Source organism: Actinocrispum wychmicini (assembly GCF_004345645.1).
Classification (GTDB): domain Bacteria; phylum Actinomycetota; class Actinomycetes; order Mycobacteriales; family Pseudonocardiaceae; genus Kibdelosporangium; species Kibdelosporangium wychmicini.
In genome coordinates, this window is record NZ_SLWS01000017.1 from 124586 (window position 1) to 148660 (window position 24075).

Sequence of the window (24075 nt, forward strand, 5' to 3'; positions counted from 1 at the left end):
GTCAGTCACTCCAGTGCGAAGAAGACGAGCCCGCCGACCGCGACCAGCCCGAGCAGGACGCCCTCGTTGAACCCGGCGGTCGGTGCCCAGCCCAGGAGCTGGAAGATCCACGCGGTGCCGACGGCCACGCCCTCCAACACCAGGGTCGGCAGTGGAAAGGTGAGCACCAGCTTTCGAGGATCCCAGTCGTCCGCGAAGGGAATCGCCGTGGCCAGGAGCTTTCCAGCCGCTGACAGGCGGCTGGCCTCGTCCCACAGGGCGAAGTAGAAGGCGACGGCGAGGATCGCCACATGGGCCATGGTGAGGAGATGGTAGGAGATCCCGAGACTGTCGATGGCCGACCGGAAGACCAGCTCGGCGGCGACCAGGGAGCCGACGGCCGGCAGTCCCATGCCCACCAACGTGCCGAGCACGGTCAGCCATGAGGTCGGGTGCTGGTTCGGCAGTACCACCCGGATGGCGGAGCTGAAGTACGTGGTCGCCGTTTGGAGCCGGCTTCGAACCAGTTCGCTCTCGTGGTTCAGGGCGGCGTGGATCACTTCTCCGCCGACCACGGTCAGTCTGTGCTCGATGCGTTGATCGGCCTTCGAGCCGCTGGAATACACCGCCTGGCCCAGTAGTTCGCGGAAGGCCGAACGGAGGACCAGCAGCCGTCGTACCGCCGCCAGAGCCTGGTCAGCCGTGTCTTCGGTCAGATTCTTGTCGAGCAGCCAGATCAGCGTGTCGGCCTCGTGGAGGATTTCGTCCGCCAGGTGTGGTACCAGATCGCTTTTCGGCGGTCGGGAGGCGGTCAACGGTCGTGGCTGGCGGGTCAACTCCCGTACCGAGTCCTTGATGGAGTTCTTGAACTTCTCCGCCGTTTGGAGCTGGGACGTGCGGTACTCCTCGCGCCAGGCCAGGATGATGTGACCGAGCAGGTCGTGCAGGAGTTCGAACTCCTCGCGATCCAACCGGATCACCCGCTGCAGAATCGGCGTACCGCTGGCGGTGAGCCTGCCCATCACCCCTCGGATCAGCCTGGTCAACTCCTCGTGCGGCAGGCGGGCCACCCATGTTCCACCGTCTTCGTCGTACGAGTTCAGGAAGTCCGACCACTGCAGGAGTTCGGTGAGGTCGTGCACGGTGAGCGCGGTTTTCGCGCCGGTCGGCAGGACGAGGTACCGGGAGACGGCGTAGAAGATCGCGGTCTGCGCCGGTTCCAGGTTGTTGAGGATCTCCGAGGTGAAGTTCCGCAGGATCTGGCCGGCGCCGCCCAGCTTCTCGTAGGTCCGCATGTCCAGGCGCGGTGGTTTCGACTCGTCGCCGGTGCGCCACATCGTGGACCAGATGATCTGGAAGAACCCGGGCTCGAAGCGTTGTTCGCCGGGTTCCTGGCTGCCGGCCGAGCGTTCCTCCAGGTCGTCGATGGTCCGGGTGACCAGTCGCCGATCGACTTCGATGCTCGCGTCGACCGCGCGCAACGGGCCGTAGACCGCTTCCTCCAGGGCTTCGCGGGACAGCGGCGGGATCCGGTAGCTGCCGTTGAGCAGCCCGGGAACCCGGCGCATCAACGGTTCCAGGCTCGCCAGGTAGTCCTCGCGGACGCTGATCAACACGCACGCGGCGTCCGTGCCGCTGTGCACGAGTTTGGCCATGGCCGCGAACAGAGCCTCGGTGGGCGCGCCGGCGTTGATCCGTTCCTCGAACTGGTCGACGATCACGACTGTCCGGCGGTCGGTCTCCAGCCAGTGCTGTTCCAGCAGCTCAAGGAGTTCCAGTTCGTCCGGCGGTGGCCAGCCGGCCTCGGCCAGGGTCGTCCGGGTGCGGGCGAGGATGTCGTCGTGCGGGCCGGCGATGGTCACCGGGACGTGCGTGTCGTCGTCCAGCAACATGGGCAGGAGGCCGGCGTTGATCAGCGAGGACTTCCCGGTGCCGCTGGGCGCGTAGACGATCAGGGTGGGCAGGGTGGCCACCAGGTTCGAGATGATCTGCACCTCCCGGCTCCGGCCGAAGAACAGGTCGGCCTCGGTGGTCCGGAACGGCCGCAGTCCCACCCACGGGTTCGTCATGACACCTCCAGGTTCGCGGCCCGCCTGAGGCGCTCGCAGAACTCCGCGAGATCCCCGTTGTGCACGTTGACGTTCCTGTGCCGCCAGAGATCCACCTCGATCGGGTCCGGGTTCAGCTGCACCGCCCAGTGCCGCCGCTTCTCCCGTCCGGACAAGGCGTTCCGTAACGCGAGCACCCGCAGAAAGGCCCGGAAGTTCCAGTCGTACAGCGAATACCCGAGAAACAGGAACCGTCGCATCTTGTATTCCCTGGTGAGCGCGGGCGGTGGGAAGAACGGCGACACGCTGCCGCCCGAGTTGACGATGAAGTCGACGTAGTCGTCCTCGGTGATGATGACGTTGTCCGGGCCGTCCTGCGCGGGTTCGTGCACGGAGCCGTGCATCTTGAACAGGAACGTGCATCCCCTGGGGAAGTCGTTCACCGAGAAGTCCCTGCTCTCCATCTGTTGGGACTTGCCGTCCGGCAGGATCAGTTCGAGGCCGAGCATCTTCTGCTCGTTGTTGTCGGTGGCCCGCATGCCTTGGGTGACCGTGCAGATCGGGCGGTTGGCGGTGTGGAACGCGCGCTCGATGAACGAGTCGTAGTTGGTGGTGATGATGAAGAGGTTCTGCTGGCGGTTCGGCAGTTCGGCGAGCATGGTGGCGACGTCACTGGGCTGCTGGTCGCTCTGTTCGACTTCGAAGCGGCGGTACAGGTGTTTGTAAAGGGCCTCGCGGTCGAAGACGGTGTACTCGAAGACCTGCGCCACTTTGGCGAGCTCGTCCGCGGTGCCCTGCGGATACGCGCCCTCCATCATGCTGACCAGTTCCCGGGCCAACCCCCGGCTGTCCGGCAGCTGGTGGTCGGGCGACGCGCAGCGCACCCGGGACGCGCCCGCGCCGACGAACGGAACGATTTCCCCGTTGGCGAGCCAGTCGGCAACCCGTGCGAACGGGAACGCGTCCAGGCCGAAGGATTCACTGATCGTCCCTCACCCCTCTCGGGCGCGCTGGGTCGCACCATCGACAGCACCAGTGGTCACGACCGGAAGTTCGTCGGGGGTCTCGACGGCCCAGCTTCCCGCTGGACGCACGGCCGAAAAGCCCAAGTACAACCCGGTACGAGGACCTTCCGGCCGCACGCCCAGCGGAAACCTGGATCCGCCGAATACCCCCAGCGAACCTCCGGTCGCAACCACTAGATGCAGTCGCCCTTCGGAGTTGTCCCGTTAGCGGCGAATCTAAAACGAAATGATTCGCCGCCCGATCGAGATATCGAACTCCTGCTGATCTTCACTCGGTTGGCGCAGTTTCGTGCACGACCTCACCGCCGAGCACGGTCATGAGCACTCGAGCGTCGCGGATCTCGTCCACCGGGCACGTCAGGATGTCCCGGTCCAGCACGACGAAGTCGGCCAGCTTGCCGGGTTCGAGGGAGCCGATCCGGTCCGCTCGGCCGAGGACGGCGGCGCCGCCGGCGGTGTGCGCCCGGATGGCCTCCGCGCGGCTGACGGTCTTCGCCGGCGTCAACAGGCTCCGGCCGCTGCGGGCGTCGACGCGCTGAAGGGCCGTCCAGAGCTGGAACAGCGGATCGGGGTGCGCGCTGTCGCTGGCCAGGGCGACCGGCACGCCGGCGTCGATCCACCAGCGCAGCGGCGTGACGTGTTCCCACAGGTCCCCGGGCAGTCGCTTGACGTACACCTCCTCGCCCCTGGCGTAGTCCACGCCGGCGCACACCTGGGCGACCATGCCCAGCGCGGCGAGCCTGCCGATCTGGTCCCGCGTGACGTGGTGGAAGTGCTGCGCCACCCACTGCCGGCCGGTGAGCGGGGTCTCCCGGTGCACGGCTTCGAGCGCGTCGACGGCGATGGCGCAGCCCTGGTCGCCGCTGGCCACAATGTTCAGCCGCAGGTCGTGCCGCACGGCCAGGCGGGCGATGTCGGCCAGGTCCGATGTGGACAGTACGGACGAGCCGTTGTCCAGTTCGCCGAACGGGTTCAGATACGGCTCGCTCATCGCGGCCCGCCCGAAATGGGTCGGGCCGTCCAGGGAGAGGGTCACGCCCGAGACGGTGAGCAGGTCGTCGCCGGGGACGTCCGGCACGGCCGACATCCAGGCGGCGACGTCCACCCCTGGCCTGCCCACGGGCGCCTCGGTCGTCGCCACGATCCGGCACGCCAGCCGTCCCTCGTCGCGCAGCGCGAGCAGTTCGTTCGTGAAGGTGTTTCCGTGTCCTTCGTAGATGGTGGTGATACCGAGGGTGATGTTCTCCGCGAGCGCGCGGGCGATCGCGTCTCGGGTCGTCTGCTCCGACATGTGCGGCAGCAACGACATCAGCCTGCCGAACAACCTGCTGCGCGCGTTGTAGAAGATCAGGCCGTGGACGACACCGGTGGGTTCGCCGGTCGCGTCGCGAACGATCCGCACCCCGGCGTCGTCAGGCGTGTCGCGGGTGATGTCGAGCAGGGCCAACGCGGCACTGTTCAACACCGACGGGATCGGCCAGTAGGCGGGGGTCGGGATGTAGACCGGGTGGTCCGGCGCTGCCGCGTCCAGGTCGGCGCGGGTGGGCCAGCGTCCCTCGGCCAGCCCCTTCGGCAGGCCGAAGAAGTCCGGCGGCTCACCGATGGACGAGGTCACGATCCACTCACCGGGCTTGGTTTCGGTTGCGGCCTCCCGGATCCGCTCGGCGATGGCGGCGATCGAGGTCAAGCCGACCAGCGAGGGGTACGCGGCGTCGGCGATGCCGCGGTACACGGTGTGGGCATGGGCGTCAACGAAGCCGGGGAGGACTGTTCGCCCGCCGAGGTCGACGACCCTGGCGCCCTGATTTGGCCCGACCGCGGCGATCCTGCCGTCGGCCACGGTGAACGCTTCGGCGATCGAGAAGTCGTTGTCGACGGTGACGATCTTTCCGTTGGTGTAGAGCGTGCTCATGTCAATCCTTTGTAGACAGATGTACTGGTTCTTGGTGGGACCAGCCGGGGTCTCCGGTGCGGACGAAGGCGATCCACCTGGGTTGCACGATGTCGACGAGGGCCCGCAGGGTGGTGGGGGAGGCGTTCGCGAGCATGGGTGCGTCTCGCCACGCGTCCAGGTTGCCCAGCACGAACGGGAGTTCGATACAGTGGCAGGCGCCGAACGGACTGCCGGGCGGGCTCCAGTCGAACTGGTACGTCCATGCCGGATTCCCGTGCCGGGCAAGCAGTTTGGCCAGCCGGGCCGCGGGTTCGCGGAACAGCGACTCGGTGACCGTGGCGTCGAGGTGGAATGCGCTGGCCTCGTCGCGGGTGGTGCCGATGAGGACAGGGACGCCGCACGCCCCGGCGGCGGCGATCGGGTCGTCGGCGACTGTGCCCTCCGCGACCAGTTGGAACGCGGGCGTGGGGCCGAGCTTGGGCGCGTTCCGGCGACTGACTTCCTGTTGCGCGTCAAGCAGTTCCGGCACCGGCAGGTCGCGGAGCCGGTCGCGCTGGACACCCAGCACGTTGACGAGTTCGCCGACCCTGGCGTCGGCTTCCTCGGCGGTCTGCGGCCATATCCCCGGTGTGCTCTGCAGGATCGCTTGATGGAACAGGCCGCGCGTGCCGGAAAGCATGGTGACGATGGAGATCGCGCCCGCGGACTGGCCGGCGACGGTGACCGCGGCCGGGTCGCCGCCGAACGCGGCGATGTTGTCCCGCACCCAACGCAGGGCCTGGATCTGGTCGCGGACACCGAGGTTGCCCTCGTCCAGGCGCAGGAAGCCGAGCACACCCAGCCGGTAGTTGACGGTGACCACGACGATGTCACCCCGGCTGGCGAGTTCGGCGCCGTTGTACCAGTCCAACCCGCCCGAGCCGCTGGTGAACCCGCCGCCGTGCAGGAACACCAGCACCGGTTTCGACGCTCCGCCCGGCGTCCAGACATTCAGGGTGAGGCAGTCCTCGGACTGGTCGAGCGTGCGGTCGCCCATCACGTGCGCCAACCGTGACCGCGGCTGCGGTGCGGCCGGCCCGACCTGCGTCGCGTCACGGACCCCGGACCACGGCTCAGGCGGCTGGGCCGGGCGGAACCGTTCCGGCGGGGCCGCGTACGGAACGCCGAGAAACGCCGTGACAGTGCCCTGCCGGAACCCGCTGAGTTGCCCTTCGGTGACTGTCGTGTCCATGGGACGAGCCTGGCAAAGGACACCAGCGCCCGTCGCTTTCAAGCCGACTTGCTGCGGATTCCGACATGACTAGACTCGGTCTGGTGGATTCACTCACGTTGGACGACCTTGACGAACAGCTTGTCCATGCGTTGCAGGTGGACGGCCGGGCCTCGTTCAGCCGGATCGCCGAGGTCCTCGGCGCCTCGGACCGGACCATCGCCCGCCGCTACCACCGGCTGCGGTCAGCGGGCGCGGTGCGGGTGATCGGCCTGCTGGACAGTCGCCGGGTCGGGCGCGTCGACTGGCTGGTGCGCATCCAATGTGCCCCAGACGCGGCCCTGGCGGTCGCGGCCACCCTCGCCCACCGCAACGACACATCGTGGGTGAGCCTCACCTCCGGCGGCACCGAGGTCACGTGTGTGACCCACACCCATCACCAGGGCACGCCGTTGCTGCGGAAACTGCCTCGCGGGCCGCGGATCGTGTCGGTCACCGCGCAGTGCATGCTGCGCGCGGTCGCCGGAACATCCGGCTGGCACGGTCGCACAGCGGCGCTCACTCCCGACCAGATCGACCAGTTGAGCCCGGTCACCTGCGCATCCGGCGCGCCGGTCGACCTCACCGACGCGGACCGCCGACTGGTCGCGGAACTGGCCAAGGACGGCCGCACCAGCTACCCCGACCTGGCCGCCGCCACCGGAATCCCCGAATCGACCGCCCGCCGCCGACTGGCGGAGCTGCGCCACGACGGCGTCCTGTACTTCGACGTCGACGTCGACTCCCTGCTCTTCGGCTACACCACCGAAGCCGCCCTCTGGCTGACCGTCGCCCCCACGGAACTCACCGCCGTCGCCACCGACCTCGCCCGCCACCCCCAGGTCGCGTTCGCCGCCGCCGTCACCGGCCCCACCAACATGTTCGCCTTCGTGGTGTGCCGCGACCCTGACGCCCTCTACGACTACCTGGCCACCCAGGTCGGCGCGCTGCGCGGCGTACTGCAGGTGGAAACGGCCCCCATCATGCGCAGCGCCAAGCGCTCCGGCGCCCTGATGATCCGCAACTAAGGGCAGGCCGGGAACAGTTTCCGGGTGCCTGGGCCGTTGTACGCGCTCTTGTCGGTGAACCGGCAGCCGAAGTCCGGCGCGGCGACCGCGGACCGGTCGTCGATCACGTCACCGGCCGGTTTGCGGCCGTGGTCGACCCACGCCACCAGGTCGTTCCAGGCCGCGCCCGCCTCCTTGTCGGAGAACTCGCAGTGCCCGGCCGTGCGGATCGCGCGCTGCACGACGAACCTGGTCTGGCCGTTGCGGGCGGCGTCGGCTCGGTAGTCCTGCTCCATCGCGAACGGGACGAACATGTCGCCAAGGCCGTGCAGCGTCAGCACGGGCACCATCGGGCGGCCCGCGATCTTCGGCACCGCGGTGAGGGCGGGGGAGAGGCGGGACAGCCAGTCGCGCGGGGCGACCCGTTGCACCTCGCGGTTCAGGTCGACCGGGGAGTTCGGGCGGTACCGCGTGAACAGGTTGGTCGCCACCTGGATGGGGTCGCGGGCCAGGGACGAGTTCGGCGGGACCGGTGCCGCGAGGTTGAACAGGAAGTCCTTCCAGACCGCGAAGGCGGGTGTGGCGCCGGGGCGTGGCCCGCCGGAGAGTTCGGTGGTGACGGCGCGGAACTGGGCGCCCCGGTCGGTCACGGTGTCCGGGCCGCCCGGGACGAGCTTGGTCAGGCCGAGGGTGTCCTGGATCCGCGGCACGATGGTGGGCAGGTAGTCCGGGGGCGGCGGGTACGCCCGGATCCCCGCGAGCGCCTGGGCGGTCAGCTGGTAGCTCAGGAAGTAGTCGAACAGGTCCTGGTCGCCGAGGACACCGCACATCGGCAACGCGCCGTCGTAGAACCCGGGATACTGCTCCAGGGACCGGCCGATGACGTGCCCGCCCATGGACGCGCCGGCGATGAGGACCTGCTTCGGCCTGGCCACGAGCGTGCTGAACCGTTGCGCGAGGTCATGCGTGGTGATGACGCCCGCGCGGACGTCGTAGTCGTTGTCGTAGTACGAGGAGGCTGCCCACGCGTACCCCTCGCTGAGCATCTGGCCGCGCAGGCCGAAGGGCGGCGTGTCGACGGTGAGCACCTTGCCGTTGCCGCGGAAGCCGTGCGCCCACATCGCCAAGCGGCCGTTCCACTTCGCGGGCACCTCGATGATGTACGCCGCGTGCTGCCGGATGCCCTGCAACACCTTTGTCGGCTGTCCGCCGATCACGAGCGGCGGCAGCGGCGGGTTGTTCACGGTGTAGCCGGGCAACGGCTGGTCGTCCGGCACCCCGCTGCCGCTGTTGCCGCTGTTGCCGTTGTTGTCGGCCCAGGCGGGCGTCCCGGCGAGCAGGACCACCCCCGCCACCGCTGCCATGACCCGTGTTCGCAGCACCTCGACACACCTCCGTCGTCCACCGGACCAAGGTCCATTCCATCGCGCGCCGGCCCCGTCTGCCACCTCCGAAAGACGGCGGCTTGCCGTAGCGGGTTCGGCCGTTCCGACGATCGGGGCCGGCGGCGGTGGGGTCGAAGGGGAAGGGTAGGCCACTCGCACGCGACAGTGGGGAGCGGAGCATGCACAGGTACGGCCTTCAGGCAGTGGCAGGGGTGCTGGCGCTCGGATGGGGTGTCGGCACGGCGCCGACGGCGTCCGCGGCCGAGCTTCCCTGCGACACACCGAGTCTGATCAAGGCGATCACCGACGCGAACACGGCAGGCGGGTTCGTTCAGCTCCAGTTGCACGTGAACTGCACCTATGTGGTGACGCAACCGTTGGGGGACAACGGGTTCCCGATTGTCACCGGCAGCATCGGGTTGCAGGGCTCGAACACGGTGATCGCGCGCGACCCGAACGCGCCACGGTTCCGGCATTTCCAGGTCGCCGCGGGCGGCCTGCTGACTCTCGACGGCGTGTCGCTGACCGGCGGGTACACCGCCGCGGGCGGCAGCGGAGGCGCGATCTACAACTCCGGCCGGACCGCGATCAGCCGAAGTTCGGTGTACGGCAACAGAACCGGCGACGGCACACCCGGCGGTGACGGTGGCTGGGGCGGGGCGGTGTACAACGACGGAGGTTGGGTCGGCGTGCACAAATCGGTCGTCCAGGGCAATGTCACCGGCCGGGGCGGTGACGGCGGTGACGGTGCGCGGGGCGTCGACGGGCCTGTCGACGGCGGCGACGGCGGTGAGGGAGGCGTCGGTGGCAGTGGTGGCGCGGGCGGCGGTATCGCGAGCGTCGGCGGCCAACTGGAGTTGATCAACAGCTTGGTCGCGGCCAACACGACCGGCAACGGAGGCCTTGGCGGCTCCGGCGGACGCGGCGGTGACGGCGGCACTGGCCACGGCGGTAACGGCGGTAAGGCCGCGGGGTTCAACGGCTCCGGGGGTGACGGCGGCGGAATCCGCACAACGGGCGCGTTGAGCTCATCCGGCACCGAGATCAACAACAACGTAACCGGCGACGGCGGTCCAACCGGCCACGCAGGCGACGGCGGCAACGGAATCACCGGCGGTGCCGGCGGTGGAATATTCGGCGGCCGTGAGGCGACGTATTCAGGCGACGGCGGGAGAGGCGGCGGTCTCGCCGCAGGCACGGACGTGATCACCTTGATCGCCACCAGTTTCCATAACAACCGAACCGGAAACGGCGCCGGCGGCGGCCACGGCGGCAACGGCGGTGCCCCCAACGGCCTCGCCGGCAGCGGAGCCGTGGGCGGCGCTGGCGGGTCCGGCGCCGGCATCGACTTCATCACCGGCCCGGCAACCCCCCGCGCCACCCTGACCAACGTCCTCTTCGAAGGCAACGCCACGGGCCACGGCGGCGACGGCGCCGACAGCGGCAAAGGCACAGTGGACCTAAGGCACGGCTTGGCCGGCGACGGCGGCCTCGGTGGCAACGGTGGCGGTGTCCGGGTGGACAAAAAGCGATCCCTGACCATCGACACCGGCTGGTACTTCACCAACATCACCGGAGTGGGCGGGCACGGCGGAAAGACCCTGAACCCAGGCGGCCGAGACGGAATGGATGGCGGTCGCGGCACCGGAGGCGCCCTCAGCTCCAGCGCGACCGTCGAGTTCCGCAACCGAATCGTCTTCACCGGCAACCAACCGGACAATTGCGACTTCACTGATCCAGTCTGCTGATGGGTCCCGCTCGCAGTCGCGAGCGGGACCCATCATGTGCTCAGCTCGCCGGAGCAGAGGCGTAGCCGGCGGGCTGGGCCGTGAAGGATCCACGGCCCTGGGTCCGGCTGCGCAGGCGGTTGGCGTAGCCGAACAGTTCGACCAGCGGCACCGTCGCGGTGATGGTCACCGTGTTGGCGCGCGTGGCCGAGGTGGTGACCCGGCCGCGACGCATCGCCAGGTCACCGAGCACGCCGCCGACGGCGCCCTCAGGCACCGTGACCGCGACCTCGGACACTGGTTCCAGGAGTGTCATCGCGCAGGCGCGCAATGCTTCCCGGAGACCGAGCCGGCCCGCCGTCCGGAACGCCAGGTCCGACGAGTCCTTGGGGTGGGTCGCACCGTCGGTGAGGGTCACCCGCAGGCCGGTGACCGGGTGGCCACCGAGCGGTCCTTCGGTGAGGGCGTCGCGGCAGCCGGCTTCGACCGCGCGGATGTACTCGCGCGGGACACGGCCGCCGACCACTGTTGAGTCGAACACGAAGTCCTTGTCGGCCATGGGGTGGACGTCGAGGACTATGTGGGCGAACTGGCCAGCGCCGCCGTCCTGCTTGACGTGCCGGTACAGCAGGCCGGACACGCCACGCGCGACCGTTTCACGGTACGCCACTTTGGGTCGGCCGACGGCGATCTCCAGGCCACGGCTCCGGCGGACCTTCTCCACAGCGACCTCCAGGTGCAGTTCACCCATGCCCGACAGCAGTGTCTGCCCGGTCTCCCGGTCAGTCCGCACCGTCAGCGACGGGTCTTCTTCGACCAGCTGAGCCAACGCCACGGTCAGGCGTTCGTTGTCAGTGGCCTTGCGTGCTTCGACCGCCACGGACACGACCGGATCCGCCACTGTAGGCGGTTCCAGCAGCAGTGGATCCGTTGGCGCACAGAGGCTGGCTCCGACACGAGCGGATTTCGGGCCGACCAGGGCGACGATGTCGCCGGCCGACGCCTCGTCCAGCTCGGTGTGCCGGTCCGCCCGCACCCGCAGGATCCGCGCGACCCGTTCCGTGCGTCGCGCGCCGACGTCCAGCAGTTCCACTCCTTTCCGGATCGTTCCTGAGTACACCCGCACGTACGTCAACCGTCCCGTGGCGGTCGCGACCACCTTGAACACCAGCGCCACGACCGGTGCCGTCGGGTCGGCGAGCCGCATCCCACGCACCGGCGGAACGTCCACAGGGGACGGCAAGTACGCGACGACGGCGGCCAGCAACGGCTCGATCCCGCGGTTGCGGTACGCCGAGCCGCACAGCACCACGAGGCCCTCGCCACTGCGGGTGAGGTCGCGCAACGCCAACGCCAGAGTCGACGCGGACACCGCCGACGCCGTACAGAACTCCTCCAGCACCGCCGGGTGAAGCTCCGCCACCGTCTCCTCCAGACGACGGCGACGCCGACGCGCCTCGTCGAGTAAGGCGTCCGGTATCGCGCCTTCCACAACGGTTTCCTGACCGTCCACCCAGGACAACGCACGCATCCCGAGCAGATCGACCACGCCGGTGAAGCCGTCCTCCTGGCCGATCGGCAACTGCACCACAAGCGGCACCGGATGCAGCCGGTCCCGGATCGACGTCACGGCCGTGTCGAGATCGGCGCCGGCGCGGTCCATCTTGTTCACGAACGCGATCCGCGGAACGCCGTGCCGATCAGCCTGCCGCCACACCGATTCGCTCTGCGGCTCCACACCCGCCACGGCGTCGAACACCGCGACGGCGCCGTCGAGCACTCGCAGCGAACGCTCCACCTCGTCGGAGAAGTCCACGTGCCCGGGAGTGTCGATCAGGTTGATCCGGTGGCCGTCCCAGGTACAGCTCACCGCCGCGGCGAAGATGGTGATGCCACGGTCGCGTTCCTGGGAGTCGAAGTCGGTGACGGTCGTCCCGTCGTGGACCTCGCCGCGTTTGTGGGTCGTCCCGGTCGTGTAGAGGATCCGTTCGGTGATAGTGGTCTTGCCGGCGTCGACATGGGCGAGGATGCCCAGGTTGCGGACGTCGGTCATGGGTTGGGTGAGCTGACGCACGGCACATGGCCTTTCAAGGTGAACCGGCGGACATGTCAGCGCGATTCGCGGCGCGAACAACCCACCCCGGCCGCACGAAAGCGGACGGATCAGCGGAGCCGGGTGTTCGTCACCGGGTCCGGAGCCGGCCGCGCGGCCGGCACCGGACCACCGAAGACATCAGGATCACCTCGTACCGCGACCGGAGGACGGCGGCATCGTGACAGCGCACGGCCGGCCTCCCTTCACTCGTCGCGGGTACGCGAGGACTGTAGCGACCCCTGAGTGGACGCCGAACCGATTTTCCGGCCGGCCGTAATTCGCTTGATCTTGCCTCGGGTCGCCGCTGCACTGTGGCGCGACAGCGCGGTATCCCGAGGAGGCAGCGGCAGCAATGGAGATCCGTCCCACGAGCGACCAGGACCTCGACGTCTTCGTCGACACAGTCCATACCGCGTTCGGGCGCTTCCCGGAAACCCCGACCGAGGACGGCGGCGGGGTCTGGTGGGCGGCGCTCGAAATGGACCGCGGCCTGCTCGCCATGACCGCCGACGGGCGGCCCGTCGGCACCTCCGCCGCGTACTCCTTCGAGCTCACCCTGCCCGGTGGGATCCTCGCGCCGGCCGCTGGGGTGACCGCCGTCGGCGTCCTTCCCTCGCACCGACGCCAGGGCGTGCTCAGCGCGATGATGCGGCATCAGCTCGACGACGTGCGCGCGCGAGGGGAGTTCGTCGCCGTACTGCTGGCCTCCGAGGCCCTGATCTACCGCAGGTTCGGCTACGGACCGGCAACGTACACACAGCGGGTGACGGTGCCGCGCAACCAGGCCACTTTCGCCGTCCCCCGGTCGGGCGACACCTCAGCGACGGGCTCGGTCGAGGTGCTGCGGCGTACCGAGTGTCGCGAGATACTGGAAGAGGTCTACGACCGGTACCGCCGTGCACAGCCCGGCGCGCTGTCCCGGCCGCACCGCTGGTGGGCGTCCGAAGCGGGGCACCCTCCGATCTCTCCGGCGCCGCGCTACGTCGCCGTCCACCGCGATGCCGACGGCGTGCCGGACGGGTACGCCAGCTATTCGCTCGAGTCCGCCACCCTGACGGTCGACGAGACCATCGCCACCGACGACGCCGCCAGCACAGCGCTGGCCCGGTACGTGCTCGGCCACGACCTGGTCAGGGACGTCGTGGTCAGGCACGTCCCGCCCGACCACCCGCTGCGCTGGCAGCTCGCGGACTTCCGCGCCGGTGAGGTGAGCGACGACACCGACTGGCTGTGGGTGCGGCTGCTGGACGTCCCGCGTGCGCTGACCGCGCGCGGCTGGTTGACGGACGGCGAGCTCGTCCTCGACGTCGACGACCCGTTCCTCGGCGAGCACGGCCGCTACCTGCTGACCATCCGGGACGGCAAGGCCGACTGCGCCCCGACGGACCGGGAGCCGGACCTGTCCCTGGACGTGAGCGACCTGGGCTCGATCTACCTCGGCGGCACCGCCCCGAGCAAACTCGTGCGTGCCGGACACATCCGGGCCCATCGTTCGGGCGCGGCCGCCCTCGCCGACGACCTTTTCCGAGGCGAGCGTGCCCCGCACTGCGTGCACTGGTTCTGACAGCGCCAGCGTCTGTGTCCCAGTTACGACATGTCATAACCGCGACACGGTGAGGTAGTGACGCGTCACGTCACCGGCCCGACCCTGGGGCGATGACGTGGAGATCACGATTCATCACTCTCGGCTCCGCCGGTGCCCTGGTCATCGGGCTCGGCCAGGCCGCGCCCGCGACGGCCGGCACACCCGGCGCCGCATCGGCCGCCCCCGGGATCCCGGGCGAGCGGCACACGGTCACGCTCCTCACCGGTGACGTGGTCCAGGTCGAAGGCCAGCCCGGTGGCCGCCAGGTCGCGCAGGTCGTGCCCGGCGCGGGCCGGGAGTCGATCCGGTTCCGGCAGGACGAGGTCGACGGCAAGCTGTCGGTCATCCCGTCCGACGCCATGCCGTACCTGCAGAGCAATCGTCTCGACAAGGCGTTGTTCAACGTCACCGACCTGATCGCCCAGGGGTACGCGGACGAGCAGAGCGGTTCGCTGCCGCTGATCGCGCGGTACTCGGACAGGATCTCGGTCGCGGCCGTGCCCTCGCTGGCCGCGACCGAACCCGGCCCGGAGCTGCCCAGCCTGCACGGTCGGGCGGTGCGCGAGGAGAAGCGTCGCGCCGGCGAGTTCTGGAAGGCGTTCGGCGGCCCGCAGATTATGGCCGGTGGGGTCGAGCGGATCTCGCTGGACCGCAAGGTGCGCGCCTCGCTGGACCGCAGCGTGCCGCAGATCGGCGCCCCGCAGGCGTGGGCCGCGGGTTTCGACGGCACCGGGACGACGGTCGCGGTGTTGGACACCGGCTACGACGCCACCCACCCCGACCTCGCCGGCAAGGTGGTCGGGTCGGCGAACTTCACGCCCAGCCCGGACACCAGCGACAAGTTCGGCCACGGCACGCACGTCGCGGCGACCATCGCCGGCACCGGGGCCGCGGCGGGCGGTACCCGCAAGGGCGTCGCGCCCGGCGCGAAGCTGATCGTCGGCAAGGTGCTGGACGACACGGGGAGTGGTGAGTTCTCCTGGATCCTGCAGGGGATGGAGTGGGCGGCAGCGTCCGGCGCGAAGGTGGTGAACCTGAGCCTGGGCGGTGGTCCGACCGACGGCACCGACGACCTGAGCGTCGGCCTCAACGAGATCAGCGCGCGCACCGGCACGTTGTTCGTGGTGGCCGCCGGCAATGACGGTGAGGAAGGCGCGTCCACGGTCGGCACGCCCGGTAGCGCGGACGCGGCGCTGACCGTCGGCGCGGTGGACCGGCAGGAAGCGCTCGCTCCGTTCTCCAGCCGGGGCCCGCGCGTGGGCGATCTGGCCGTGAAGCCGGACATCACCGCGCCGGGTGTGGGCATCGTGGCCGCCCGCGCGGCTGGCACGTCGATGGGCACCCCGGTGGACCAGTACTACACCGCGGCGTCCGGCACGTCGATGGCCACGCCGCACGTGGCCGGCGCGGCCGCGATCCTGGCCCAGCGCTATCCACAATGGACGGGTCAGCAGCTCAAGGACGGGCTGGCCAGCACCGCCAAAGCGGCGAACGGGCTGAGTGTGTTCGAGCAGGGCGGCGGCCGGGTCGACGTCGCCGCCGCGGCCGCGCACACCGGCGTCTACGCCACCGGCACGCTGAACTTGGGGCCGCTCAACGACACTTCGGGCCCGATCCGCAAGACGGTCACGTACACCAACACCACGTCCGCGTCGGCGAGCCTGCCCCTGCAGCTCGACCTGCGCCGGCCGGACGGCGGCACGGCCGGCGACGCGGTCCGACCGGACAAGTCCACAGTGGACGTTCCGGCCGGCGGCAGTGCGACCGTCACGATCACGGTCGACTCGGCCCGGCTGGTGCGCGGCAACTACACCGGCCGCCTCGTGGCCGGTGGCGTGCACACCACGCTCGGGCTGGTGAAGGAGGCGCCGAAGCACAAGCTGACGGTCAAGGGCATCGGCCGGGACGGCAAGGGCACCATGTACGGGATGACCCTGCGCGGCGAGGACGACAGGTTCGACGCGGTCGGCGACATCTTCGGGTCCTACACGTTCGAGGTCGGCGAAGGCGCCTACTACATCCACGGCTCGACCCACGACGGGCTGGCGCCGGACGAGGAGACCACCCACGTCATCCTCCCCGAGTTCGAGGTCACCAAGGACATGACGGTGGTCCTGGACGCGCGCAAGGCCGTGCCGGTGGAGATCCAGACACCTCGGCCCGCGGTGCAGAACGGCATCCTGAGCTACTTCACGCACCGCGAGTTCGGCAGCCGCAGGATCACCGACTACGGCATGGACTTCGACGGCACCCGGCGCGTCTACGTCACCCCGACCGAGCGCGTCAAGAAGGGCACCCTCGAGTTCGGCACGCGATGGCAGATGACCGCGCCGATGTTGACGTCGACCGTGCTGCCGTCGTTCGACCTCCAGGCGGAGCTGTTCTACTACGGGTCGTCGCCCGTGTTCTCCGGGGTGCGGTGGCTGCGGGTGGTCCCGGTCACGGACTACCGAAGGGTGGACGTCCGCGGCAAGATCGCCCTGGTCGCGCCGGACGAGAACAGCTACGACGTGGAGAAGGCCGCCGCCGACGCCGCGAAGGCGGGCGCCGCGATGGTGGTGATCACCAGCCCGGCGGGATGGTCGACGTACACCAAGTGGCGTCCACAAGGTGACCGGCTGCCGATCCCGACCGCCCTGATCACCCGCGACCAGGGCAAGCGACTCGCCGAACGCGCGGCGCGCGTCTGGACGAGCCTGCTGCTGTGCGGCATGCCGGTCAGCCCGTACCTGTACGACGTGGAGCAGGTCACCAAGGATCGCGTGCCGGACCGGGTCGTGCACCGGGTGACCGACCGCAACTCCGCGACCGTGATCACCGGCTACCGAAAGACCGGAGCCGCCGAATGGGCGAAGGAGCAGCGGTTCAGCTGGCGGCCGTGGGAGACGTACGCGGTCAACCAGTACCAGCGGTTCATGCCCACCGGGCGGGTCCGCGAGGAGGTCGTCACCGCGGACGACACCATCTGGCAGCACCGGGTGAAGCACTACTACAGCTGGGACGAGATGAACCCGCTGAACGGCGGCATGGTCGACGCGCCACGCACCTACCAGCCGGGGCGGGAGTCGACCGAGAACTGGTTCGCGCCGGTGGTCCGGCCAGCGATCCCTAAGGGCCTCCAGTCGTCCCGGTCCGGTGACGGAATGTCACTGCGCGTACCGGAGTTCGTCGACGCCGAGGCCACGCACTACGCGTTCACAGAAGGGGAGATCGACTCCACACCCGACCAGGAGGTGGCGCGGCTCTACCAGGACGGCAGGCTGCTGAAGGAGGCGCCGGTGGCGTGGGGCGCGTTCCCCGTGTCGCCCGATCCGGCGACCTACCGGCTGGACCTGTCGGTGTCCCGGACCACGCCGAACTGGCAGTTCGGCACGCACACGGACACGTCGTGGACGTTCCGCTCGCAGCGCCCGGCGGCGGGCCAGGACCAGCTGCTCCCGTTGCTCCAACTGGACTACGGCGTGCCCACCGACCTGGCCAACAAGGCCCCGGCGGGCCGGCGAACCGCGATCGACCTGACCGCGCGCCACCAGGACGGGCTGGCCGGGCCGAAGGTCGAGCGGATGACCGCCTCGGTGTCCTATGACGACGGTCGTACGTGGACGAACCTGAGGCTGGTCAACCAGGGGCAGGGCCGGTTCCGGGCGGTCGTCGACCACCCCAGGCTGGACCGGACTAACGGGTTCGTCGCGCTGCGCGTGCGGGCCGTCGACGCGGGCGGCAACTCCGTCGAACAGACCGTGCTGCGGGCTTACGGCCTGGCGTAGCGGTCAGCGGTTCCCGGTCCCGACGGGGCCGGGAACCGGCTCGTCCAGCCAGCCCAGCCGGCTGACCTCCCAGCCGAGCTGCATCCGCGTCTGCACGTTCATCTGGCTCATCAGGTCGTGGATGCGGCGTTGCACGGTCCGGTGGCTCACTCCGAGCCGGGTCGCGATCGCCTTGTCCGTGACGCCCGCGACCAGCAGCGACAGCAGGTGGCGTTCGTCGGTCTCGGGGACGGCTTCGGCCGCCTCGGGCTCGCCGGCCCGCAGCGGCCACGCCCGCTCCCAGTAGCTCTCGAACAGGGCGATCAGCGCGGCGAGCAGGCTGCTCTCCCGGACCAGGGCGGCGGTCGGCTCGCCGCTGCCGTCCAGGTTCTGCACCAGCGGGCACAGCGCGATGGTGTCGTCCGCGATCGCCATCCGGATCGGCAGGGTGGTGGCCGACCGGGCGATCTCGCCGGCCCGGATCCCGGTGTCCACGTTCTCGATCATGCCCGGTTCCTCGAGCATCGCGCGCTCGTAGATCACCCGGTACGTCACGCCACGGGCGAGCGCCTCGTACTCCTCGGAGTTCTCGCCCGAGGCCATCGCGATGTGCCCGGCCCGGCAGAACCACCGCATCTCGTGCCGGACACCCACCTGCAGGGTGGTCAGCTGCTGGCGGATCGCCGCCCGCCCGGTGATCACTTCGACCAGCTGGTTCGCGTCCCGCCGCCGGGCTCCGCCGCGGTACTCCTCGACCAGCTGGCTGACCGCGCTGCGGGCCCACTCCAGGGACTCCTGGCCGCGCATCAGCAGCGGGCCGAACGCCACGTCCGGTGGCGACGGCGCGTACCTCGGCTCGTCCGCCGCGACCCGGCTGACCAGGCCTTTGGCGTGTAACGAGCCGAGAATCGCGGCGACCCGGCCGGGGCTGAGCCCCAGCCGTCCCGCCACCTGGTCCGGCCTGGCGTCGAACGTGCCCACGATCAGCCGATAGACCTGCTCCTCGTCACCTGTCACCCCGATGGCGTTCAGCATTCTTGCTCCCCGAAAGTGATCGTCGTCGAGTGATCACGATATGCGCGACGATCAGGATCGCGAAAAACGGCAATCCGGCCATCCACGCGGTGTCGAGGCCGTCGATGAACGCCGTGGAGACCATCACGGCGAGCAGGAACAACGCGGCGAGGCCGGACGTGACGGGCGCGCCCCACAGCCGGACCGACGAAGCACTGGCCGAGGCACGCCGGAAAGCCCAGTGCGTCACCAGGATCATGATCCACACCAGCAGAGCGCCGAACACCGAGATCCCGAACAACGCGATGTAGGCGCTGTCCGCCGAGGTGACCGATAACGTGGCGGCGAGGCCCAGCCCGAGCGCGGACAGGACGAGCGCGTTGCGGGGTACGCCGGCCTTGCTGAGCCGTCCGGTCCAGGCGGGCGCGTACCCGTCACTGGCGAGCGAGTGCAGCATCCGGGTGGTCAGGTACAGGTTCGTGTTGGCGCTGGACAGCGCGGCGGTGAGCACGACGAAGTTGGTGATCGTGGCCGCGGCCGGGATGCCCGCGCTCTCGAAGACGCGCACGAACGGGCTGGTGTCGACCGTGCCGCCCTGCGCTGTCACGGTCCACGGGACGACGGCGAGCACGATGGCGATGGCGAGGACGTAGAACAGCACCAGCCGCAGCACCATGCGGCGGGCGGCGCGGGGGATGTCACGCTCGGGTTTCTCGGACTCGGCGGCGGTGACCGCGACGACTTCGGTGCCGATGTAGCTGAACAGCACGAACACCATGGCCAGGAACAGGCCCTGCATGCCGTGCGGCAGGAAGCCGCCGTCCGCGGTGAGGTTGGTGAGCCCGGTCGCGGGCGACTTGGGCAGGCCGAAGATGATCAACACCAGGCCCAGCCCGATGAACACGACGATCGCGACCACCTTGATCATCGCGAACCAGTACTCAACGGTGCCGAAGAACCGCACGGCCAACGCGTTCGCGCCGAGCACCACCGCGGAGAAGAACACGACGAGGGCCCACAGCGGCAGTTGTGGCCACCAGAAGCGAACGTACAGCCCGGCGGCGACGACCTCGCCGCCGACCGCGATGACCTGGATGGTCCAATAGGTCCAGCGTTGGACGAAGCCGGCGAGCGGGCCGAGATAGCGCTGCGCGACGGCGCCGAACGACCCGGCTTCCGGGTGCACCACGACCATCTCGGCCAGCGCCCAGGCGATGACGAACGCGACCAGCGCGCACAACGCGTACGCCAGGATCGTCGCGGGACCGGCCTGCGAGATGGCCAGCGCCGAGCCGAGGAACAGCCCGGTGCCGATCGCGCCGCCGAGGCCGATCATGCTGAGCTGCCGCCCGGTGAGCGTGCGCCGCAGACCTTGAGCAGTGGACGGGGAAACCGTCATGTAACACCCCAGCCGCTTCAGTGAGGCTAAACAGGCTTTAGGCAGTGTGCGACCCCGGCGAGGTCCTGTCAACGTCTCGGGCAATGATCACCACGGTCCGGGTGGGTTCCGTCCGGAAGTCACGGCGGCCGACGCGTTGACAGCGTGACTAAACGAATTTAGCGTACTCGAAAACCGTCGCCGGGAGGTGACAGATGATCGGGTCCACTCTCGACACCCCGTCCCTCGCCATCGAGGACCTACACGTGACGTACCAGGGTGCTCGTCCAGTACCAGCGGTGCGCGGCGTCTCATTGACTGTCCACACAGGAGAGACCGTGGCCTTGCTCGGCGAGTCCGGGTGCGGCAAGACGGCGACCGCGCGGGCGGTGATGGGGCTGCTTGAGCCGGGCACCGAGGTGACCGGCCGGATCGGCTACCGCGACGAGAACCTGCTTGACCTGCCCACGGCCCGGCGGCGTTCGTTGGCCGGCAGTGAGATCGCCATGGTGTTCCAGGACGCGCAGAGCGCGCTCAACCCGGCGTACTCGGTGGGCGCGCAGATCGCCGAGACGTTCCAGGTGCACCAAGGGACCCGCAAGCGGGAGGCGCTGAGCCGGGCGGTCGAGCTGATCGAACGGGTCGGTATTCCTGAGCCTGCGCACCGGGCCCGGCAGTACCCGCACCAGTTGTCCGGTGGCATGCGGCAACGGATCATCATCGCGATGGCCGTCGCGCTCGGGCCGAACGTGTTGCTGGCCGACGAACCGACCACCGCGCTTGACGTCACTGTGCAGGCGCAGATCATCGCGCTGCTCAAGGACTTGCAGCGGGAGTACCGGACGGCGCTCCTGCTGATCACCCACGACCTGGCCGTGGCGGCACAGATCGCGACGAGGGGCGTGGTGATGTACGCCGGCCAGGTGGTGGAAACGGGCCCGCTGCAACGGCTTTACCAGCGGCCCCGGCACCCGTACACGATCGCGTTGTTGCAGTCCGTGCCGCGGGTGGACAGGCGGGTGGAGGAGCTCGGGTCGATCCCGGGCTCCCCACCCGACCCGGCGGCGCTGCCCGAAGGTTGCCCGTTCGCGGTGCGGTGTCCGTTCGCCGACGACCTGTGCCGGGCCGAAGTGCCCGAGCTGCGGGTGCTGGCGGACGAGACGTTGGCCGCGTGCCATCACGCGGAGGTGGTCGCCGGTGAGTGAGCACTTACTCACGGCCGAGCATCTGGTCAAGGACTTCGCTGTCCGCAATGGACGGAAGCGGGTTGTGCTGCGGGCCGTGGACGATGTCAGCTTCGACCTGGATCGCGGCGAGACCCTGGCGTTGGTCGGCGAGTCCGGCAGCGGGAAATCCACTCTGGCCAGGACGTTGGTGTGCCTGGAGACACCGACGTCCGGCCGGGTGCTGCTGGACGGCACGGACTGGACCGCGCTGCCGGAACGACGGCGTCGCCCGTTGCGCAAGCGGGTGCAGATGGTGTTTCAGGACCCGTTCGGTTCGCTCAACCCGCGGATGAGTGTCGGCGACCTGGTTGGCGAGGCGTACCAGGTGCATGGCCTGCCGGACGCCCGGAGTTCCGTCGGTGAGCTGCTGGAACGGGTCGGGCTCGACCCGACCATGGCCGCGCGGCACCCGCACCACCTGTCCGGCGGGCAACGGCAACGCGTGGCCATCGCGCGGGCGTTGGCGCCGCATCCCGCCGTGTTGGTGTGCGACGAGCCGACGTCCGCGCTGGACGTGTCCGTCCAGGCGCAGATCATCGCGCTGCTGCGGCAGTTGCAGGCCGATCTGGGCATCGCCTACGTGTTCATCAGCCATGACCTGGCCGTGGTCCGGCAGATCGCCGACCGGATCGCGGTGATGTACCTGGGCCGGATCGTCGAGACCGGCACCGCGGACGACGTGTTCCGCGCCCCCACCGACCCCTACACCCAGGCGTTGCTGGCCGCCGTGCCGAGATTGAAGGAGCGAACATGAACCGTCGAGGCTTCCTCAGGGCCACGGGCGGTATTGCCGTGCTCGGCCCGCTCGCGGTGGCGTGCGCGGACACGCGCAAGCCCGCCGCGTCCGGCAATGCCGTGCTGAAGTACGCGATGTCGGCCGAACCCAAAGGGCTCGACCTGGCGACGACCACCGAGTCCAACTCCGGCATCGTGATCCACAACGTCTACGACCGGCTGGTCGAACTGACCGCCGACGCCAAGAACGTCACCCCAGGCCTCGCTGAACGGTACGACATCTCGCCCGACGGCGTGACGTACAGCTTCGCGCTGCGGTCAGGTGTGAAGTTCTCGGACGGCAGCGTGTTGGACGCGAACGCCGTCGTGGCGTCCTTACGCCGGACCATGGAGGTCGGCCAGGGCGCCAGCTTCCTGCTCACCGAGCACGTCAAACCCGGCAACATCGTGGCTAAGGACGCCGGCACGGTCGTGATCACGCTCGACGCGCCCTTCGCGCCTTTCCTGCGGGCGCTGGCGTTGGACGCGGTCGGATCCGTGGTCAACCCGACCGTGGTGGCGGCCAACAAGACCCAGGCCGACCCGACCGCCGCCAAGTACCTGGCCAGGAACATGGCTGGCAGCGGCGCGTTCCAGTTCGTCCGCTGGACGCCCAACCAGGTGATCGAGCTGAAGCCGAACGAGGGGCACTGGCGGGGTCGGCCGAAACTCGGCGGCGTGCTGTTCAACTCGCCGGTGGAGCCGTCCACCGCCGCGTTGCAAGTCGAGCGGGGCGACCTGGACGTGGCCGGGAACCTGCCGGCGAACCTGATCGAACGCCTCGGCGGGCTGGCGGACGTCGGCATCCTGTCGACACCGTTGCTGGACACCACGTACTGGGTGTTCCAGACCGGGAGCAAGCCGTTCAACGACGTCCGCGTCCGCCAGGCGATCTGTTACGCCATCGACCACGACGCGATCATGGCCAACGTCGTGAAGGAGAGCGGTGTGCCACTGCGCGGCCCACTGCCGCGTGACCTGATCGACGGCTACGACAACGCGTCCGAGATCGCCGTGTACAAACGTGATGTCGCCAAGGCAAAGGCGTTGCTCGCTGACGCGGGCTACGCCAACGGCCTGAAGATCGACAGCACCTACGTTCCGGGTTACGGCACGTTGAAGCAGATCGCCGAAGTGATGCAGGCGAACCTGAAGGACGCCGGCATCGAGTGCTCGGTCGGCGAACTGCCGTTGAGCACGATCATCGACAAGGTCGGCAAGGGCGACCTGCCGTTCTTCTCCTGGAAGTCCTCGATGAACTACGCCAGCCCGGACGCGATGCTGTACACCAAGCTGCACGGCAAGGCGACCCAGTCGGTCGAGGGCAACATCGCGCGGTACCAGAACGCCGAGGTCGATCAGCTGCTCGACCGCGCCCGCGGCGAGACCGACCGCAAGGCGCAGGACGCGGACTGGCTGGCCGCGTCCGCGCGGATCAGCAAGGACGTGCCGTGGCTGCCGCTGTACCAGGACGTGGACCGGCGCGCGGTGCGCAAGAACATCCGTGGTTACAAGGAATCCTCGCTGTCCCGGCCCGACCTGTTCGCCGTTGAGAAGTCCTAAGTGGAGGTACTGTGAGCATCTTCGAGGTGGAGTCGTGGAACGTCCGGGCGGACGTGGACCCGGCCGAGTACCACGAAGGCATGCGGACCTGGTTCCGTTGGGTGGCCGACAACCGCGCCGAGCTGTTCCCCGAGTGGCGCTCCGCGTCCTACTACCATGAGGTGAACCAGCCGGACATGGCGCCGACAGGCCGGTACACCATGTTGTTCGAGTATCACTCCGAGCAGGCGCGGCGCGAGTACAAGGAGCGGCGCAAGGACTGGTCCGGGCCGTACGCCGAGTACAAGAAGGTCGACCCGTACGAGCCCTTTCTGACCAATGTGGACCTTGACTACTGGGAGCCGCTGGAGCGCGGTCTCTGGCTGCCGGGAGAGCCGTAG

General features: G+C 69.2%; 16 protein-coding genes. 8 read left to right on the forward strand and 8 right to left on the reverse strand.

Annotated elements, in window-relative coordinates:
- Nucleotides 1-5 precede the first annotated feature (5 nt).
- From EV192_RS49030 to EV192_RS49045, 4 genes are all read right to left on the reverse strand, one after another.
- Complete coding sequence (locus EV192_RS49030) at nucleotides 6-2048, reverse strand: nSTAND1 domain-containing NTPase (RefSeq protein ID WP_132125676.1); 2043 nt, start codon at nucleotides 2046-2048, stop codon at nucleotides 6-8.
- A complete protein-coding gene (locus EV192_RS49035; protein WP_132125677.1) occupies nucleotides 2045-2911 on the reverse strand; it encodes an SIR2 family NAD-dependent protein deacylase in 867 nt (288 codons plus the stop codon). The genes EV192_RS49030 and EV192_RS49035 overlap by 4 nt, the downstream gene beginning before the upstream one ends.
- A 409-nt stretch (nucleotides 2912-3320) precedes the next feature.
- The gene (locus tag EV192_RS49040) at nucleotides 3321-4964 is read right to left on the reverse strand and encodes an amidohydrolase (RefSeq protein ID WP_132125678.1); all 1644 of its coding nucleotides are present in this window, start codon (nucleotides 4962-4964) and stop codon (nucleotides 3321-3323) included.
- 1 nt (nucleotide 4965) lies between these two features.
- Complete coding sequence (locus tag EV192_RS49045; protein ID WP_132125679.1) at nucleotides 4966-6177, reverse strand: carboxylesterase/lipase family protein; 1212 nt, start codon at nucleotides 6175-6177, stop codon at nucleotides 4966-4968.
- An 83-nt stretch (nucleotides 6178-6260) separates the two neighbouring features.
- Here EV192_RS49045 and EV192_RS49050 point away from each other — a divergent pair, with 83 nt between their 5' ends.
- On the forward strand, nucleotides 6261-7223 hold the full coding sequence (locus EV192_RS49050) for an Lrp/AsnC family transcriptional regulator (RefSeq protein ID WP_207926883.1): 963 nt from the start codon (nucleotides 6261-6263) through the stop codon (nucleotides 7221-7223).
- Here the strand turns inward: EV192_RS49050 and EV192_RS49055 are convergent.
- Nucleotides 7220-8584 carry an alpha/beta hydrolase family protein gene (locus tag EV192_RS49055; RefSeq protein ID WP_132125680.1) on the reverse strand — a complete coding sequence of 455 codons (1365 nt, stop codon included), beginning with the start codon at nucleotides 8582-8584 and terminating at the stop codon, nucleotides 7220-7222. The two genes, EV192_RS49050 and EV192_RS49055, sit on opposite strands and share 4 nt — an antisense overlap.
- A gap of 182 nt (nucleotides 8585-8766) precedes the next feature.
- Here EV192_RS49055 and EV192_RS57055 point away from each other — a divergent pair, with 182 nt between their 5' ends.
- Nucleotides 8767-10335: a hypothetical protein gene (locus EV192_RS57055; RefSeq protein ID WP_207926892.1), complete on the forward strand. Its 1569-nt coding sequence runs from the start codon at nucleotides 8767-8769 to the stop codon at nucleotides 10333-10335.
- Between the two features lie 40 nt (nucleotides 10336-10375).
- On the opposite strand, the gene fusA is transcribed toward EV192_RS57055, so the two are convergent.
- Entirely contained in the window at nucleotides 10376-12367 is a 1992-nt protein-coding gene (gene fusA, locus EV192_RS49070; protein ID WP_132125731.1) for an elongation factor G, read from the reverse strand.
- 394 nt (nucleotides 12368-12761) lie between these two features.
- Between fusA and EV192_RS49075 the strand changes: the two genes are divergently transcribed.
- Together EV192_RS49075 and EV192_RS49080 are read left to right on the forward strand one after the other, a co-directional pair.
- Nucleotides 12762-13973 carry a GNAT family N-acetyltransferase gene (locus tag EV192_RS49075; RefSeq protein ID WP_132125682.1) on the forward strand — a complete coding sequence of 404 codons (1212 nt, stop codon included), beginning with the start codon at nucleotides 12762-12764 and terminating at the stop codon, nucleotides 13971-13973.
- Nucleotides 13974-14065: 92 nt separating this feature from the next.
- Nucleotides 14066-17761, forward strand: a complete 3696-nt coding sequence (locus EV192_RS49080; protein WP_132125683.1) for a S8 family peptidase — start codon at nucleotides 14066-14068, stop codon at nucleotides 17759-17761.
- A gap of 3 nt (nucleotides 17762-17764) precedes the next feature.
- Here the strand turns inward: EV192_RS49080 and EV192_RS49085 are convergent, their stop codons facing one another.
- Both EV192_RS49085 and EV192_RS49090 read right to left on the reverse strand, forming a co-directional pair.
- Nucleotides 17765-18775, reverse strand: coding sequence for a helix-turn-helix transcriptional regulator (locus EV192_RS49085; protein ID WP_132125684.1), 1011 nt, complete (start codon nucleotides 18773-18775; stop codon nucleotides 17765-17767).
- Nucleotides 18747-20153, reverse strand: coding sequence for an amino acid permease (locus tag EV192_RS49090; RefSeq protein ID WP_132125685.1), 1407 nt, complete (start codon nucleotides 20151-20153; stop codon nucleotides 18747-18749). The genes EV192_RS49085 and EV192_RS49090 overlap by 29 nt, the downstream gene beginning before the upstream one ends.
- 194 nt (nucleotides 20154-20347) lie before the next feature.
- On the opposite strand from EV192_RS49090, the gene EV192_RS49095 reads away from it, so the two are divergent.
- Genes EV192_RS49095 through EV192_RS49110 form a run of 4 tightly spaced genes read left to right on the forward strand, consistent with a single transcriptional unit; the run spans nucleotide 20348 to nucleotide 24075 of the window.
- Complete coding sequence (locus tag EV192_RS49095) at nucleotides 20348-21337, forward strand: ABC transporter ATP-binding protein (protein ID WP_132125686.1); 990 nt, start codon at nucleotides 20348-20350, stop codon at nucleotides 21335-21337.
- Nucleotides 21330-22112, forward strand: a complete 783-nt coding sequence (locus EV192_RS49100) for an ATP-binding cassette domain-containing protein (RefSeq protein ID WP_132125687.1) — start codon at nucleotides 21330-21332, stop codon at nucleotides 22110-22112. The genes EV192_RS49095 and EV192_RS49100 overlap by 8 nt, the downstream gene beginning before the upstream one ends.
- On the forward strand, nucleotides 22109-23695 hold the full coding sequence (locus EV192_RS49105) for an ABC transporter substrate-binding protein (protein WP_132125688.1): 1587 nt from the start codon (nucleotides 22109-22111) through the stop codon (nucleotides 23693-23695). The genes EV192_RS49100 and EV192_RS49105 overlap by 4 nt, the downstream gene beginning before the upstream one ends.
- An 11-nt stretch (nucleotides 23696-23706) precedes the next feature.
- Nucleotides 23707-24075 carry a hypothetical protein gene (locus tag EV192_RS49110; protein WP_132125689.1) on the forward strand — a complete coding sequence of 123 codons (369 nt, stop codon included), beginning with the start codon at nucleotides 23707-23709 and terminating at the stop codon, nucleotides 24073-24075.